This window comes from Rothia sp. HMSC062F03, assembly GCF_001836905.1.
Lineage (GTDB): Bacteria > Actinomycetota > Actinomycetes > Actinomycetales > Micrococcaceae > Rothia > Rothia mucilaginosa_A.
In genome coordinates this window covers 307,469-323,120 of record NZ_KV830882.1, presented here as the reverse complement: position 1 = coordinate 323,120, position 15,652 = coordinate 307,469, and the positions used below count along the sequence as shown (strand labels likewise).

14 protein-coding genes, 1 tRNA gene and 1 riboswitch are annotated in these 15,652 nt (G+C 63.3%); of the genes, 6 read left to right on the top strand and 9 right to left on the bottom strand.

The genetic code is table 11. From position 1 onward, the window contains the following. Positions 1 to 157: 157 nt before the first annotated feature. The 6 genes from HMPREF2674_RS05615 to HMPREF2674_RS05590 form a co-directional block, all read right to left on the bottom strand. A complete protein-coding gene (locus HMPREF2674_RS05615) occupies positions 158 to 1,213 on the bottom strand; it encodes a ThiF family adenylyltransferase (protein WP_070825059.1) in 1,056 nt (351 codons plus the stop codon). After that, complete coding sequence (locus tag HMPREF2674_RS05610; RefSeq protein WP_005509016.1) at positions 1,204 to 1,974, bottom strand: thiazole synthase; 771 nt, start codon at positions 1,972 to 1,974, stop codon at positions 1,204 to 1,206. The genes HMPREF2674_RS05615 and HMPREF2674_RS05610 overlap by 10 nt, the downstream gene beginning before the upstream one ends. A gap of 142 nt (positions 1,975 to 2,116) precedes the next feature. Next, positions 2,117 to 2,314: a sulfur carrier protein ThiS gene (thiS, locus tag HMPREF2674_RS05605; protein WP_049342886.1), complete on the bottom strand. Its 198-nt coding sequence runs from the start codon at positions 2,312 to 2,314 to the stop codon at positions 2,117 to 2,119. Positions 2,315 to 2,363: 49 nt separating this feature from the next. Continuing rightward, positions 2,364 to 3,446: a glycine oxidase ThiO gene (gene thiO, locus HMPREF2674_RS05600; RefSeq protein WP_070825058.1), complete on the bottom strand. Its 1,083-nt coding sequence runs from the start codon at positions 3,444 to 3,446 to the stop codon at positions 2,364 to 2,366. A gap of 2 nt (positions 3,447 to 3,448) precedes the next feature. Next, complete coding sequence (locus HMPREF2674_RS05595; RefSeq protein ID WP_070825057.1) at positions 3,449 to 4,069, bottom strand: thiamine phosphate synthase; 621 nt, start codon at positions 4,067 to 4,069, stop codon at positions 3,449 to 3,451. A 731-nt stretch (positions 4,070 to 4,800) separates the two neighbouring features. Then, a tRNA-Gly gene (locus HMPREF2674_RS05590) sits at positions 4,801 to 4,871 on the bottom strand. Between the two features lie 128 nt (positions 4,872 to 4,999). On the opposite strand from HMPREF2674_RS05590, the gene dcd reads away from it, so the two are divergent. Then, complete coding sequence (gene dcd, locus HMPREF2674_RS05585) at positions 5,000 to 5,587, top strand: dCTP deaminase (RefSeq protein ID WP_049334044.1); 588 nt, start codon at positions 5,000 to 5,002, stop codon at positions 5,585 to 5,587. Positions 5,588 to 5,724: 137 nt separating this feature from the next. Next, positions 5,725 to 7,065, top strand: coding sequence for a P-loop NTPase family protein (locus HMPREF2674_RS05580; RefSeq protein WP_070825056.1), 1,341 nt, complete (start codon positions 5,725 to 5,727; stop codon positions 7,063 to 7,065). Between the two features lie 159 nt (positions 7,066 to 7,224). On the opposite strand, the gene HMPREF2674_RS05575 is transcribed toward HMPREF2674_RS05580, so the two are convergent. Next, entirely contained in the window at positions 7,225 to 8,631 is a 1,407-nt protein-coding gene (locus tag HMPREF2674_RS05575; protein ID WP_070825055.1) for an MFS transporter, read from the bottom strand. Between the two features lie 141 nt (positions 8,632 to 8,772). Next, positions 8,773 to 9,006, bottom strand: coding sequence for a DUF4235 domain-containing protein (locus HMPREF2674_RS05570; protein WP_049334047.1), 234 nt, complete (start codon positions 9,004 to 9,006; stop codon positions 8,773 to 8,775). Between the two features lie 266 nt (positions 9,007 to 9,272). After that, a riboswitch (TPP riboswitch) is annotated at positions 9,273 to 9,373 on the top strand. A gap of 58 nt (positions 9,374 to 9,431) precedes the next feature. Between HMPREF2674_RS05570 and HMPREF2674_RS05565 the strand changes: the two genes are divergently transcribed. The 4 genes from HMPREF2674_RS05565 to HMPREF2674_RS05550 all read left to right on the top strand — a co-directional run bounded on the left by HMPREF2674_RS05565 (position 9,432) and on the right by HMPREF2674_RS05550 (position 13,782). Then, complete coding sequence (locus tag HMPREF2674_RS05565; RefSeq protein WP_070825054.1) at positions 9,432 to 10,052, top strand: ECF transporter S component; 621 nt, start codon at positions 9,432 to 9,434, stop codon at positions 10,050 to 10,052. Between the two features lie 64 nt (positions 10,053 to 10,116). Further along, a complete protein-coding gene (locus tag HMPREF2674_RS05560) occupies positions 10,117 to 11,760 on the top strand; it encodes an ABC transporter ATP-binding protein (RefSeq protein ID WP_070825053.1) in 1,644 nt (547 codons plus the stop codon). Next, positions 11,757 to 12,554 carry an energy-coupling factor transporter transmembrane component T family protein gene (locus HMPREF2674_RS05555; protein ID WP_070825052.1) on the top strand — a complete coding sequence of 266 codons (798 nt, stop codon included), beginning with the start codon at positions 11,757 to 11,759 and terminating at the stop codon, positions 12,552 to 12,554. The genes HMPREF2674_RS05560 and HMPREF2674_RS05555 overlap by 4 nt, the downstream gene beginning before the upstream one ends. A 325-nt stretch (positions 12,555 to 12,879) precedes the next feature. After that, positions 12,880 to 13,782, top strand: a complete 903-nt coding sequence (locus HMPREF2674_RS05550; protein ID WP_070825051.1) for an aminotransferase class IV — start codon at positions 12,880 to 12,882, stop codon at positions 13,780 to 13,782. 180 nt (positions 13,783 to 13,962) lie between these two features. Here the strand turns inward: HMPREF2674_RS05550 and HMPREF2674_RS05545 are convergent, their stop codons facing one another. Continuing rightward, entirely contained in the window at positions 13,963 to 15,231 is a 1,269-nt protein-coding gene (locus tag HMPREF2674_RS05545; protein ID WP_070825050.1) for a multidrug effflux MFS transporter, read from the bottom strand. Between the last annotated feature and the right edge of the window lie 421 nt (positions 15,232 to 15,652).

Genomic DNA, 15,652 nt, shown 5'->3' with positions numbered 1-15,652 from the left:
TTCGCTTCGGGCACCCTGATGTCACTACGGGCGATACCGCTTTCCTTACGATTAGGCGCGCTATACCCTTCCTCCGCTCCTGCAGGGGACCCGCCCTCGCTTCGCTTCGGGCACCCTGATGTCGCTTCCGGAAGGGATAGCTACGCCTCGTACACGCTTAGATAGCCGTGAGGCGCACCCCGTACTCGCCCGCCAGCTGCTCATACGCCTGTACAAAGCGCTGCGCTCGCGCACCCGAGGCACAGAAAACGCCCACACGCTGATCACGCACCGACTCAAACAGGCTCAGCAGCTCCGCGGGCACGTCGGTTGCCGGCAACAGCGACCCCTCAGCATCGCTCAGCTGCGACAGCGGCAAATGCAACGAACCCTCATGCTTCACCGACTCCTCACGCTCGGGCACCTCACGCACATCCAGCAGAACCTGCGGAACCTCATGCGCCGACAAATCCACCGGCACCACACGCGCCGGATCCGGCACCGCCCCAAACGACGTACACGTACCCGACAAGGCATCATACGTCAGCAGAGTACCCGCCGCCGTCGGCAAACCACTCACAAACTTGAGCACCTCCGTCGCCATCAGCGAACCAACCACAGCCGTCGTCGCACCCAACACCCCGGCAAGCGCACACGACTCAACCGTCTGCGGAATCGTCGGAAAAATATCACGCAAATGCGCACCATCCGGCTCAAAAAGACTCACCGACCCGCCAAAACGCAAAACCGTGCCCCACACCAGCGGCAAACCCGCAACCTGCGCAGCATCCGCAATCAGATACTTCGACGCAAACGTATCCGTACAATCCACCACACAATCCGGTGCCGACGCGGCGAAAAGATCCAAAATCCAGGACGCATCCACATGCCGAATCGTTGTCTCAACCGTCAACGACGGGCACAACTCCAGGGCACGGCGCGCCGCAACCTCCGCCTTCGGCTCACCCACATCAGGCACACCAAAAAGCGGCTGACGCTGAATATTCGACAGCTCCACCGAATCAGAATCCACAATATGCAGATACCCCACACCAGCCGCCGCCAACGCCTGCACCACCGGACAACCCAAACCACCAGCACCAATCACCAACACGCGGGCAGCCGCCACCGCATCCTGATCAAAGCCCGGCAGGCGACGCTGACGGTCCGTGCGCTCGCGATCCAGGCGCGCATGCTCCGGATTCACCGGGGTAGGGGAAAGGTTTACATCCACGAGACAAAACCCTCCGACGGTGACGACGCCTTCGCGTGCTCACGCACCGGAATACGGCCAGCCTCACGCGCCAACGCGCCCGCCTGCACCGCAAACTTCATCGCCTGAGCCATCGCAACCGGATCCTCAGCACGGTTCACCGCCGACGCCAACAACACCGCATCACAACCGAGCTCCATCGCCAGGGCCGCGTCGGAGGCGGTACCCACGCCAGCATCCAGAACCACCGGAACCTGCGCGCGAGAAGCAATCAGCTCAATATTGTGCGGGTTCAAAATGCCCAGGCCGGTACCAATCGGCGCGCCCAACGGCATAACCGCCGCAACGCCCGCATCCTCCAAGCGAGCGGCAGCCACCGGATCGTCAGAGGTGTACGCGAGCACCGTGAAATCCTCGGCGACCAGCTGCTCGCAAGCGTTCAACAGCTCCACGGTGTCCGGCAGTAGGGTGTCTTCGTCATGGATGATCTCGACCTTCACCCAGGAAGTGCCCAGCGCCTCGCGGGCGAGCATCGCGGTCATCACCGCATCGGCTGCGGTGCGGCACCCTGCGGTATTGGGCAGCGGCGCGATATTGAGCTTCTGCAGAAGCGGAAAAATGGGGGTTCCTGCGGCGTGACGGCGCATGGCAACGGTCGTCATTTCGGTACCGGATGCGATGAGCGCCTGCTCGAGCAGGTCCATGCTGGTTGCGCCTCCGGAGCCCATGATGAGGCGGGATGTGAAGGTGCGGTCGCCGATGGTGAGCGGTGTGAGGCTCATGAGTTCTCCTCTGTGGGAACGTCTAGATAACGGGGTTTGCTGGTTGGTGCGGGGCGCTACGGTGCGCCCGGTTTAGGGAACAAAAACCGAGAATATCTGTTCTTTTTTGCCGGTGAGTATCTCTCCGGTTCAGGCTGGAGAATTAGCCGCCCTGAACGGCGGTGAGGGCATCAACCCTATCTCCCTCGTTCAGCGGCATATCCAGCCACGTGGAACGCGGCACGATACTGCGGTTGAGCGCCACAGCCACGCCATTTTCGGTACCAAACTGGTCCAGGACAAGGTCAAATACGGTGCGGGCATTCGTGATTAGCGGCTCGCCGTTGTAGGTGATGATCACGCGAAATCCTTTCGTGAGGGCGCCGGGGTGCACCCGGCAGGGACTGTGTTTAGTGGGTGAATCGTGCCGGGTCGCACGCCTGCATGATGGGCGGAATCTCAGCCCCGCAGGCGACCTCCGCACCAACCTTGCCGGCGAGCGCGGCAAGCAGAATACCGTGGCGGAAATAGCCCGTGGACACGAGCTGGCGGGTGCCGTCAGCACGGGTGCGGTGCCCGAAGATGGGCAGGTCGTCCGGGGTTCCGGGGCGGGCGCCGACGTTCGCCTCCAGAAGCTCGCACTCTTCAACGGCGGGCACGAGCCGGATTGCGTCACGTAGCAGCTGGTGTACGCCGTCAATGGCGGGCAGCGTGCGGTGGTCTTCGCGGCTGGTTGCGCCGATGCACAGCTCCCCGTCGGGGCGGGGAATGAGGTAGACGGGGCGGGAGTTCACGTAGCCGCGCACCACGTGCTTGAGGATGGGCCGCGGGGCGCGCAGACGCAGAATGTCCCCGTAGACGGGGCGTAGCGGGTAGTCCCCGTGCAGTGTTGCCCCTAGTCCGGTGCAGATAATGTCGCCCGTGTCCGGGTCGGTGACCCGTTCGGCGCTGAAGGTGACGCCGCGGCGGGTGAGGGCGTCTTTGAGGGCGCGCCTCATGAGCCGCGGGTGCAGTTGATGGTCACTGGGGATGCTCACGGCGCCGGCGATACGCGGCGCCAGGAGCGGTTCGAGGGTGCGTGCCTGCGTGGGGGTGACGGGGTCTGCGGGGCGGTTCATGTCCCGGTAGTAGACGCGGGTGCGTTGCAGGTGCTCGGCGTCGGCACGGTCGGCTGCGATGATGAGCGTGCCGGTGGTGTCGTAGCCGGTGGGCAGGTCGGTGGCGCGGCTGAGCCTGCCCATGAGGGAGGGGTAGGCGTCGGCGCTGGTGGTCATGAGCGGGAAGAGCGCGTCCTGCTGGAATTGCACTTCTGCGATGGGCGCGAGCATACCGCCGGCGTAGTGGCTGGCGGCGGGGTAGAGCGCCGTACCGTCGTCGGCGGTGCCGTAGTCGCTGGTTTCGGCATCGACGAGGTGCACGTTCTCGCCGCGTTCGGTGAGCTCAAACGCGGTAGTGAGGCCAATGATTCCGCCGCCAATAATCGTGATGGTCATGGCTATGCCTGCAACGCGGGGTTGTCGACGAAGGCGCGGACCATGGCGATTCCGGCAACTCCGGTGGTGCGGATGGCGGGGCAGTCTTCGGGGGTGATGTCGCCGATAGCTACGGTGGGCACGGCGGACAGCTCGGCAAGTTCGCGGAGCCCATCAATGCCGAGGGGCGGGCGGTTGGACTGCTTGGTGGGGCTGGGGCGGAACGGCCCGGTGCCAATGTAGTCGATAAGGTGCGCAATCTTGTTGGACTCTTCGACGAGCTGGCGGGTGCCGGTGGTCAGACCGATGATCGCGTCGGCGCCGAGGAGGGCGCGGGCGTCGGCTACGGGCAGGTCGTCTTGACCGATGTGCACGCCGTCAACGCGCACGCCGCGGGCACGCAACGCGAGGGCGACGTCTACACGGTCGTCGACGAGGAGGGTCTGGTGCGGCTGGATGATGCCGGCGATAGCTTCGGTGAGCTGGTAGAGCTCGCGCGCGCTGATGGGTTTGGACCTGACTTGGATGCAGGTGGCGTGTTGGGCGGCCCGGACGGTTTCGAGGGGGTTGTCGCCTGTGACGAGGTAGAGGTTCAGGTCGAGGGGGCGTGCGGGGGTGGTGTAGGGGTGCGTTTCGCGGGTCATGCGGGTCTACGATTCGTCGTCGAGTAGATGTTTTTTGAGAAAATCTCTCATTGAATTTCTGTGGTTAGGTTAGCACAACTGTGTGGTGAGTTGAACATCCTTCAATCGTTGTGAGGTGTGTGCGCTTGGCTCGCTATACACTTCCTTCGCTCCTGCAGAGGAGCTTGCCGGAGTTGATGGCTTGCTTTGATGCGCGTGCTTGGCCCGCTATACACTTCCTTCGCTCCTACAGGGGCACCCGCCCTCGCAGAGCTCGGGCACCCTGATGTCGCTTCAGGAAGGTATAGCTGTGCTGCGCGCTCGTATGGGGCTACAACAAGCCCTGTCTCGATGAGCCCTCGGGAAGGCGCCCCGACCTCCCTACAGAACCACCGCCATACTGGGTTGCCAACCTTCGTTTCCCGGCGAGCTGTCAGCGGTACCTAACCGGAGTATCCCTTCCCCTCCTCCGGCGCACACTCTTCCCAAGCCGAGCGTCCCGCGGTTCGTTCCCCAACGCACAGCCGCACCCTACCTCGCACCACAGGGAGGGGGAGAGAGGTAGGGGAGAGGCGGTATGTTCCGTCGCGACATCAGGGTGTCCGACGCGGAGCGAGGACGGGTTCCCTGCAGGAGCAAGGAACATACCGCCTCGACCCGTCCAACCCAAGCGGCATCCTAAACTCTTGGCCCAACCGCCACCTCCAACCCAAAATAAAAACCCCTCACCATTTAGTGAGAGGTTCTGGAAGAGCGGCTGACGGGAATCGAACCCGCGTATCAGGCTTGGGAAGCGTGCGCTCTACCATTGAGCTACAGCCGCATCCCCTCCAGTCTAGCGTGTACCGTGCCGGTTCGTGAAATGTTTCACCCCGCCCAATGTGACGCACCACCCGGGTCGTGCCGGGCTCGAGCCTGCGGTCTGCGGGCTCTGCCAGGTATCCTTTAAACGTGCTTATTTCAGATCGCGATATTCGTCAAGAGATTGCTGATGGACGCATCGTTCTTGATCCGTACGATGAGTCGATGATTCAGCCTGCAAGTGTGGACGTGAGGATTGATCGTTTCTTCCGTCTGTTCGATAACCACAAGTACCCGCATATCGACCCCGCGCAGCCGCAGGAGGACCTGACGCGTCTGGTGGAGGTGGCTCCCGACGAGCCGTTCATCCTGCATCCGGGTGAGTTCGTGCTGGGCTCGACGTATGAGAAGGTGACCCTGCCCGATGACGTGGCCGCCCGCCTGGAGGGCAAGTCCTCGCTGGGTCGTCTGGGCCTGCTGACCCACTCGACGGCCGGTTTTATCGACCCCGGTTTTTCGGGCCACGTGACGCTGGAACTGTCGAATATGGCCACCCTGCCGATTATGCTGTGGCCGGGTTCGAAGGTGGGTCAGCTGTGCTTCTTCCGTCTGAGCAGCCCGACCGAGCATCCGTACGGTTCGGGCGCGTACGGTAACCGTTACCAGGGTCAGCGTGGCCCGACTGCTTCGCGTAGTTATTTGAATTTTCATCAGACGATGATTCCGACGGAGTCGTAGTCTATTCCCGTTCGGGGTTGGGGCGCGGGTGGCCTGCATGGCTGGGTCGCCCGCGCCTCCTCATATGGGCGTACGCCCGGCGTCTCGTGCGTTCACTCGCGTGCGGGGCTATTCTCTCACTCATTTGAAGGATTGTTATGAATCTGCTTCCTGTTGTTCTGCGCCTGGCGGGCGCGGAGGTTTCCGTCTACCTGATTGACCAGTCTGAGGCTTTTATCGAGGGTTTTAAGCGTGCCTGGGAGCCGCTGAACCCCGAATTTTTTGAGACCCCGGACGAGGCGTATGAGGCGGTTTCGAACCACGACCAGGTGCTGCTGGTGCACCCCGTATCTGACACCCCGATTCTGGACATAGCCCAGCCCCTGATGGGCCCGTTCATGAAGGTTGGCACGCTGCGCGTGGATAGCGTGGAGCAGGGCCTGCAGGACCTGACGAGCCGCATCACCGTTGCGATGATTGAGCAGCTGGTGGGTAGCGGCGTGATGCTTCATTCGGCGGTTATCGGTGACCCCGAGTCGAAGCGCGCCCTGGCCCTGGTGGGAGTTTCGGGTAGCGGCAAGACCACGGCCTCGCGTTTCTTGGGCTCGAAGCTGGCGTACCTGACGGACGAGACCGCCGTCATCTCGGATGAAGGTTTCGTGACCCCCTACCCGAAGCCGTTGTCGGTGATTGTCGACCCGAATGCACCGAAGGAACAGCAGAACCCGGTTGAGGCCGGTCTGAACGTGGTCGACCCCGAGGACCGCGGCTACAAGCTGACCCGTATCGTGCTGATTTCGCGTGACGAGCAGGCCAAGGAGCCGCGCCTGGAACGCGTGCCGCTGCACGAGGCGCTGGTGTTCCTGAGCGAGCAGAGCTCGGGCCTGGCGAAGCACCCCGAGGGCGTCGTGTCGCTGGCCAAGCTGGTAGAGCGTTGCGGCGGCGTGTGGCGCCTGGTGTACTCGGAGGTTGAGGACACCCTGCCGCTGGTTCAGGATCTGCTGAATGGTGGTGAGCTGCCGGGCGCTGATGAGGTTGAGAGCCTGGAGAAGTACACGGTTGAGGATCACCTGCCGGGTGTGTTCTTGAACGGTACGATTGCGGTGTCTCGTATGCCGGGCACTTCGGGTGTGCGTGTGGGTGAGGACGGCCCGTTCTTGCTGCTGTGTGACACTGAGCTGAATGAGCTGTCGGAGTTCGCGGCTGAGTGCTGGCTGCAGGCTGAGGGCGACATTTCGTATGATGACCTGTTTGCGCGTCTGGCTGAGATTTTTGAGGGTCTGCCTGCGGAGGCGTATGACGAGAATTTGAGCGCTCTGGCGGCTGGTTCGATGCTGTGGGTCCGCGTGATTGACGATCCGCTGATTGACGACGCGACCTGGGCTCAGATAACCGGCAGCGAAGAGGTCCTGGACGAGGCGGAGGAAAACCGCGAGGTGACCTCGGAAGGCTCCACCGAGACGGCCGCCGAGGCAGACGACGACGTGGTGACCGAGTAGCTCGATGAGCGTACCCTAGCGCCGATGGCGCATAGCGAAGGGGCGGGCAGATTAACTCTGCCCGCCCCTTCGCCGTACCCCGGTGAGGGGCGCGGAATCTGACCGCGGGAATTGACCCGCAGGATTCAACGTGTGAGCACCGCGTGGGCCCCGCCGCGGCTAAGACTTCACCTTCTCGCGGCGGCTTGCCCGCACCCGCAGGGGCCCGGGAGCCTCTACCGGAAGCAGCATCAGCAGACCCGCAACCACAACCACGAGGATGCCGACAACACCCCAAATCTGGGCGCCCAGAATACTCACGAACAGGCCGAAAAGCATCGGCGCCAGGAAGCTCGTGGCGCGGCCGGTCGTCGAGTACAGTCCGAACAGCTCACCCTCGGTGCCGGGCTCGGCCAGGCGAGCCAGGAACGTGCGGGAGGCCGACTGCGCCGGACCCACGAACAGGCACAGCAGCAGGGCGCATACCCAGAACACGCCCGGTTCGGGGAAGAACATCAGCGGGGTAGCCGCCAAGATAATGCCGACCAGCGAGATAACAATAATTGCCTTCGGGCCCAGGTAGTCATCCAGGTAGCCGCCCAGGATCGCGCCAGCCGCCGCGACAGCGCTACCGGCAATACCGAACAGAATCACCTCGGAAGTGCTGAAACCGAACGTGCCCGCCGCAAGAATACCGCCGAACGTAAAAATACCGGACAGACCATCACGGAACACCGCCGAAGCAATCAGGAACCACAGGGTCTGCGGGGACGTCATCTTCAGCCGCTTAATGGTGCGCCACAGCGCCTTGTAAGAGGCGAGCAGGCTACCCTGGCGGGCGGGGGAGAGACGCTCCATGCCCAGCTCCAGGAAACGCAGCTCGCGGGTGGGCAGCACCTCCGGCAGGAAGCGCTCGCGAGTGCGCATCCGAATCAGCAGCGGCACGCAGAAGACGAGGCACCAGGCCGCGGCGAACAGGGTCACCGCGCGGATGTTGAGAGCCCCCTCCTCGCTCAAGCCCAGGGACGAGGGGGACAGCACGAAGCCCCACAGCACCACGGCCAGAGCGAGGATGCCGCCAATGTAACCGGCGGCCCAGCCGGTGCCCGAAATCTTACCGATATTATTCGGGTTCGACACGCGCGGCAGCACCGCGTTGTAGTTCACGTACGCGAACTCGCTAAACACACTCGCGGCAGACACCAGGAAAACACCCAGCCACAGGTAGCCTGGGTCGGGGGCGACGAAGAAGCAGGCCGCCATAAACGCCACGAGCAGGACCGTGTTCACGCCCAGCCAGAAGATGCCGCGGCCCGACCTGTCGTTGCGTTGGCCCGTGACCGGGGCGAGAAACGCGATGAGGAAACCCGCAACCGTCAGACCCAGCGACAGTGCCGAAGAGGTCTGCTCGGGCGTGCCGAAGTAACCGCTGGTCAGGTAGACCGTGAAGATGAAGGTCATCATAATCGAGTCGAAACTCGACGAACCGACATCCCACAGGACCCACGCGGTCACCGAACGGCGACTCGTAGCGTGGTCCACGGCGGGACGGGCAGGCTTCTGCTGGCGGGAGGAACGAATCATCATGAAGGGGCTTTCAAATGGCCGAGCGGCGTCGCATCGGCCGGTACTGCGGGAGGCTGGTACGCGTTAGAAAAGCGCGGGCGGTACGCACCGCGAAGGTACGCACCGCCCCGCATCGCTGAACGAAGCATTCAGGGATGGTCTTTACTTGAAGAAACGACGCTGCGCGCGGGCGATACCGAAGCTGACAACGGCGCCCACGACGGAGGTCAGGACGGTCCAGAGGATGACCTGACGCAGAGTATCTTCGGAGTCGTGGGAAATGGCGGGAGGCTGGTTACCGGTAGCCTTGGTCCAGGCTGCGCCCAGGCCCTTACCAACCAGGGCAGCAGCGCCCATGTTCAGGCCCGCGAGAGCAAGCTTTGCGACGGGATTCATATGTATCTCCTTTGGTGTTAATGATGCGGCGCCTCACCCCCGAACCCCTTCGGGGTTGGGTGAGAAAAGAGCGCCACTCCCTAGCGTATAGGGTTTAAGGCGTTCGTGCCGCCTTGGAGCCGCTCCGTCCCAAAATTGTACACCGTGCAATTCTGTAATGCGGGCAGAAGAAGAAAACAAAAAGCCGCAAATTGGCGCGAACAGCCAGACACGCCTACAATCGAACCTGGGTTCCCACCCGCACCACAACGGTACGGACAAGGAACCCCAAACGACAGGGGAGCGCCACCGCGGCGCTGAGAGTGCTAAGCAGACCCTCGAACCTGATCCGGTTAGTACCGGCGTAGGGAGTCGAATTTCTTCTCAATGCCCTCGTCCAATCAGAGGGCGAGAACATTCCCCTTCCAACGAAGGAAGGACCACCAATGTCACAGAACCTTACCTCCACAACGCAGGACGCACCGAAGAAGCCGAACCTGCGCTGGCGAGTCAACGAAATCGTCATCGCCGCAGTTATCGCAGTAGCCTGCGCCGTCATCTTCTGGATCTGGGACATCGCAGTTAGCCCCGCCACCAAAACCGCACTCGTAGCAGCACCCGAATTCCGCCCCATCATCGGCGGCGCGTGGCTGCTCGGCGGCACCCTCGGCGGCCTGCTCATCCGCAAGCCCGGTGCAGCACTCTTCTGCGAAATCGTCGCAGCATTCATCTCCGTACTCTTCACCGGCGGCGCGTGGAGCGGCGAAATCCTGATCGCAGGCTTCTTCCAGGGCGTCGGCGCTGAAATCGCCTTCGCAATCTTCCGCTACCGTCGCTGGGACGCATTCGTAGCGGTCTTCGCCGGCGCACTCTGCGGTCTGTTCATGGGCGGTAACGAAATCTTCATCTACTACCCCGACATGGAACCGGTCAAGGCAATCATCTACGTAGCATGCTCCGTCATCTCCGGCGCAGTCATCGCGGGCTTCCTCGCATGGATTCTCGTGCAGAACCTCGCCAAGACCGGTGTGCTCTCCTCGCTGGCATCCGGCAAGACCAGCCGCTAACCACCAACTAGTCACTCACCACTCGGCACACTACAGCAGCCACACAAAAGGCTAAGGAACCATCATGGAAGCAACACCGCGCGGGGCGCGCATCGAGCTCAACAACTTCAGCTGGCACCACCCCGGCCGCCCAGAACCGGTCATCAACGGACTCAACCTCACCATCAACCCCGGTGAAAAAGTCCTGCTACTGGGCACCTCCGGCGCCGGCAAATCGACGCTCCTGCACGCCATCGCCGGTGTGCTCCACGATGACGACGGGGAATCCGCCGGCGGCACCATCACCATCAACGGGCAAGCACCCGCCGAAGCACGCGGCACCGCAGGCATGATGCAGCAGGACCCCGAATCCTCCATCGTCATGGCAACCGTCGGCAACGACGTCGCCTTCGGCCCCGAAAACCTGCGCGTACCCCGCGAAGAAATCTGGGGCCGCGTCACCGAAGCCCTCACCGCAGTAGGGCTCAACCACCTGCCCCTCGACCACCCCAGCAGCGCACTGTCCGGCGGGCAGAAACAGCGCCTCGGCCTGGCGGGCATCCTCTCGATGCACCCCGGCGCCATGATCCTCGACGAACCCACCGCCAACCTCGATCCCTCCGGCGTGCAGGAAGTACGCGACAGCATCCTCACCGCTGCGCAAGCCACCGGCGCGACCCTGCTCGTCGTAGAACACCGCGTGAGCATTTGGGCGCCGCACATGGACCGCATTATCGTGCTCGGCGCGGGCGGAACCATCACCCACGACGGCGCGCCCGGAACCGTGCTCGCCGAAGCCCGTCGGGATCTCATCGACGCCGGCGTGTGGGTGCCCGACTACGTGCCGCGTGCACCGCAGAACGACAGCGATAGCGAACACGGCGAAGCGCTACTGCGCGCCGAAAACCTCAGCATTACCCGCGCGCAACCCACCCCCAAGCAGCGACGCGCCCGCCGACGCACCATCAAACGCCTCGGCGACACCCCCGCGCCCGTACCCGTCGACCTGCCCGTGCTGCGCGGCGGCATCAACCTCACCCTGCGCGCCGGCGAACACCTCAGCGTGCTCGGCCCCAACGGCGCCGGCAAATCAACCCTCGCGCTCACCCTCGCGGGTCTGCTCACCGCCCCCGACGGCACCCTCGCCGCCACCGACACGCTCCGCGACCACGGCGCCGGCCGGGACAGCGGCCAGAATAGCCAGCGCGCCCACTGGGACGTGCCCACCTGGACCCCCGCCCAAATGCTCAGCCGCATCGGCTACGTCTTCCAAGAACCCGAATACCAGTTCATCCGCGGAACCGTACGCGAAGAACTCGAGCTCGGCCCCCGCCGACTCGCCGCGCTCAACCGCGTTCCCCTCGACGAAGATGAGCTCGCCGCTCGCACCGACGACCTGGCGGCCCGCCTGCGCCTCAACCACCTGCTCGACGCCAACCCCTTCACCCTCTCCGGCGGCGAAAAACGACGACTCTCGGTCGCCTCCGCGCTCGCCACCGCACCGAGAATACTCATTCTCGATGAGCCCACCTTCGGGCAGGACGCCCGCACCTGGGCCGAACTCGTCGACCTCATTCGCGAACTCCTTGCCGACGGGACCGCCGTCATCTCCATCACCCACGACGAAGACTACACCGCCGCACTCGGCGGCAAATCCATCACCCTCGAAGCGCTCGAAGCCTCCGAACCCTCCGGACTCCAGGCAACCTCCGGAAAGGAGAACGAATGAACACCGACTTCTTCGGCACCATCGACCGAACCAGCTACTTCAGCAACCTCAACGCCGGCGTCAAGCTCATCGTCTCCTTCGCCCTCATCATCGCCGCGCTCATCGTGCGCGACCCGCTGACCTCCGGAATCCTCTTCGCCCTCGAACTACTCGGGTTCATCCTCGTCGGGTTCCGGCCCGTCAACGTCCTCGCCCGATTCTGGCCCATCCTCATCGCCGTCATCACCACCGGCTGGTCCGTCGCCATGCTCAGCGCCAAAACCGGCGACGTGATCCTCAACCTCGGCTTCAACACCATCACCACCGACTCCGCAGCCGTCGGCGCAGCCATGATGATCCGTTCCCTCGCCATGGTCCTGCCCACCCTCGCGTTCGTGCTCACCACCGACCCGACCGACCTCGGCGACTCCCTCGCACAGACCTTCAAACTGCCGGCACGATTCGTGCTCGCCACCATCGCCGCGCTACGCCTGGTCGGCATCCTCTTCGCCGAGTGGAACGCCCTCGGCCAGGCACGACGCGCCCGCGGACTCGGCGCAGGCCAATCCCTCGCCGGACGAGCCCAAACCTTCGGCGGACAAAGCTTCGCCCTGCTCGTGCAGGCCATCCGCCGTGGCTCCCGCCTGGCCATCACCATGGAGGCGCGCGGCTTCGGCGCGGGCGAACGCACCTGGGCTCGTGTGCCGTCCTATTCGCGCCGTGACGTGCACGTGAGTATTGCCGCCGCCGTCATCATTGCGGTTGCTTACGGTGCATCTATTGCGGCGGGTACGATTCAGTTCCTCTGGGGCTAGACCGTTCCGCTTCTGGTTCCGCTTTCGTGGCTCCGCTCGGGAGACGGTATTCGCCCTCGTTCCTACAGGGAACCCGTCCTCGCTTCGCTTCGGACACCCTGATGTCACTACGGGCGATACCGTCCTCCCGCGCTGGGATACGTCGCGGGTGCCGCATATTTCCTCCGCGCCTAGCTCTGTTTGGGATATGGGTACGGAGGCGCTCGCACTCTTCCTTCGCTCCTACAGGGGCACCCGCCCTCGCAGAGCTCGGGCACCCTGATGTCGCTTCAGGAAGGTACGGCGCCTCCTGCCTACGGTTCGGCTGCGAACGTACAATAAAACTATGTCTAGTACCGTAATTCTTCTGAACGAGCAGAACCCGCAGGGTGTCTTCGTGGATCCCTCCGTGCCCCTCATCAGCGTTGATGATCAGGGCTTCACCCGCGGCGACGGCGTCTTTGAGACCATGCTGTCCGTCAACCGTCGCGTGCGTAAGCTCGGCATGCACCTGTCCCGCCTCGAGTCGTCGGCGCGCATGCTGGATTTGCCCGACCCGGAACCCGAGATTCTGCGTTCGGCGGTGGAGCGCCTCATGCGTGAGGCGACCGCCGGTGCCGAGACTGCGCTGGGCGAAGAGCACATCGTGAAGATTATTATTTCGCGCGGCCCCACCCAGGCGGTCACTTCCATGCAGCCGGGCCCGTACACGCTGCTGATTGCCTCGCCGGTGCCCGCATCCATCGTGAAGCGCCGCACCGAGGGCGTGAAGGCGATGCTGCTGCCGCGCGGTCACGAGCCGATGGACAACAGCGCCTACCCGTGGCTTCTGGCGGGCGCGAAGACCCTCTCCTATGCCGTGAACATGGCGGTTCTGCGGTACGTGCAGGAGCGCGGCGCGGATGACGCAATCTTCATCACCGACGAGCGTCGCGTGCTCGAGGGCGCCACCTCCTCGGTGCTGGTCGCCAAGATTGAGGACGGCAAGAAGGTGCTGTACACGCCCGAGCCGAGCCACGGCATCCTTCCCGGCACCACGCAGGGCGCGGTGTTCGAGGCGGCACGCCAGGCCGGTTGGGAGCTGGGCTTCGGCCCGCTCTACCCGCAGGATTTGTTTGAGTCGGACGGCGTGTGGTTGGCGTCGTCGGTGCGTCTGATTGCGCCGGTGACCCACCTGAACGGCACGGCGCTAGCGCACGACCCGGAGCTGACTGCGACCCTGCTGAACTACCTGGCGCAGCAGAGCTAAACGCGTACAAAAAGGGACTGCCGCATATTTCCTCCGCGCCTACGCGGGTACAGCAAAGGGACGGTGTTATCCACGCTCCTACAGGGGCACCCGTCCTCGCTTCGCTTCGGACACCCTGATGTCGCTTACGGATAACACCGCCCCTTCCGGGCGTATGCACAGATACGTACTTGTGAGCGGTTAGTGACCCGCCGCCGTGGCACCGGGGCCTTCACCGGCGCCGTGGCTCTTGCCGTCCGCCGAGTAGTCCGAATCCTTACGCGGGGTCAGCCACAGGACCAGCGCCGTCAGGATTGCGAAACCCAGAATGGAGAAGCCCATCGGCAGGTACTCGTGCTCACCCGCAATCGACACCAGCGGCGCCGCGAGAGCACCCAGCAGAGCCTGAACCGTGCCCATTACCGCCGAAGCACTACCCGCCATGTGGCGCGCCTCGTTCAGCGCCAGTGCGGAAGCGTTACCGAAAATCAGGCCGCAGGAGCTGGTCAGCAGGAACAGCAGAATCAGCGTCGGCACCAGCGAAATACCCATCAGGAAGCTGACGGTCAGCAGCACGGACACCACGAGCAGGCTCACCACACCGGTGTTCACGATGCGGCGCTGCGCCACGCGTCCAACCAGCTTGGTTGCAATCGCGCTGAACAGCACAATGCCCAGCGAGTTCACACCGAACACAATCGTGAACTGGGTTTCGGACAGGCCCAGAATCTTCTGCAGCACAAACGTCGAACCAGAAATGTACGAGAACAGCGCACCAAACGCGAAGCACATGGTCAGCATGAAACCCAGGTAGCGGCGAATCTTGAAGACCTTCGGCAACTCCGAGTACACGCTCAGGGCGGTGCCCTGGTAGCGTTCCTCCACCGGCAGGGTCTCCTTAATCACAAAGATCACGCCGAGCATCATGACCGCGGTCACCACGCCGAGCACATGGAAAATATCGCGCCAGCTACCCCACGACAGCACCCAGCCACCAAACAGCGGCGCAAGCACCGGCGCGAAGCCGTTAATCATCATCATGACGCCCATGAGCTTAGCGGTCGCCAGACCCTCAGTCGTATCAGCCACGATAGAACGCGCCAGCACCGCACCGATCGAACCGGTGAAGCCCATCATGAAACGCGCAAAAATCAGCAGCTCAATGTTCGGAGCGAAACCACACGCCACCGTCGCAATAAAGCAGATAACCGCACCAATCAGCAGCGGCTTGCGGCGGCCCGTCTTATCAGAGAGGGGACCCACGACCAGCTGGCCGAGCGCCATACCCACCATGAACGCACTCAACGTCAGGGATGCGTTCGTGCTGGTGGTGTTCAGGTCCTCCGCGACAGCGGGCAGTGCGGCAAGGTACATGTCCGTAGCAAGCGGCGCAATCGCGGTCAGCAGCGCCAGAACTACGATAAAAATGGGCGATAGCCCGAATGAGGTCTTAGTCGACTTCGAAGACATATGTCTTAGTTTTTTCTTTCTGTGTGATGCGCGTGCAACGGCGCCTGCGGCTCCAAAACATGGATGCGGCGGTACCGGATCCGGGGATGAGCTTGCGCAGGCTAGAAGCACAACTTGTTCACCCTAGCAGAATCGGGCGCGGCTTCGTAAGTTAAATGTTTGATATTTTTTTGAGCTGGGTTGGGATGGCTCCGCGTGGTTCCTTTGTGCTTGGTTGGCTTGCTGGTTGGCTTGGAAGGCGGCGCTCGCCCTCGTTCCTACAGGGCACCCGCCCTCGCAGAGCTCGGGCACCCTGATGTCACTACGGGCGATGCCGCCTGCCTGCGCGGGTACAGCAAAGGGACGGTGTTATCCACGCTCCTACAGGGGTTAGGGGAGGGTACGCCACATATTTCCTCCGCGCCTACGCAGGGGCACCCGT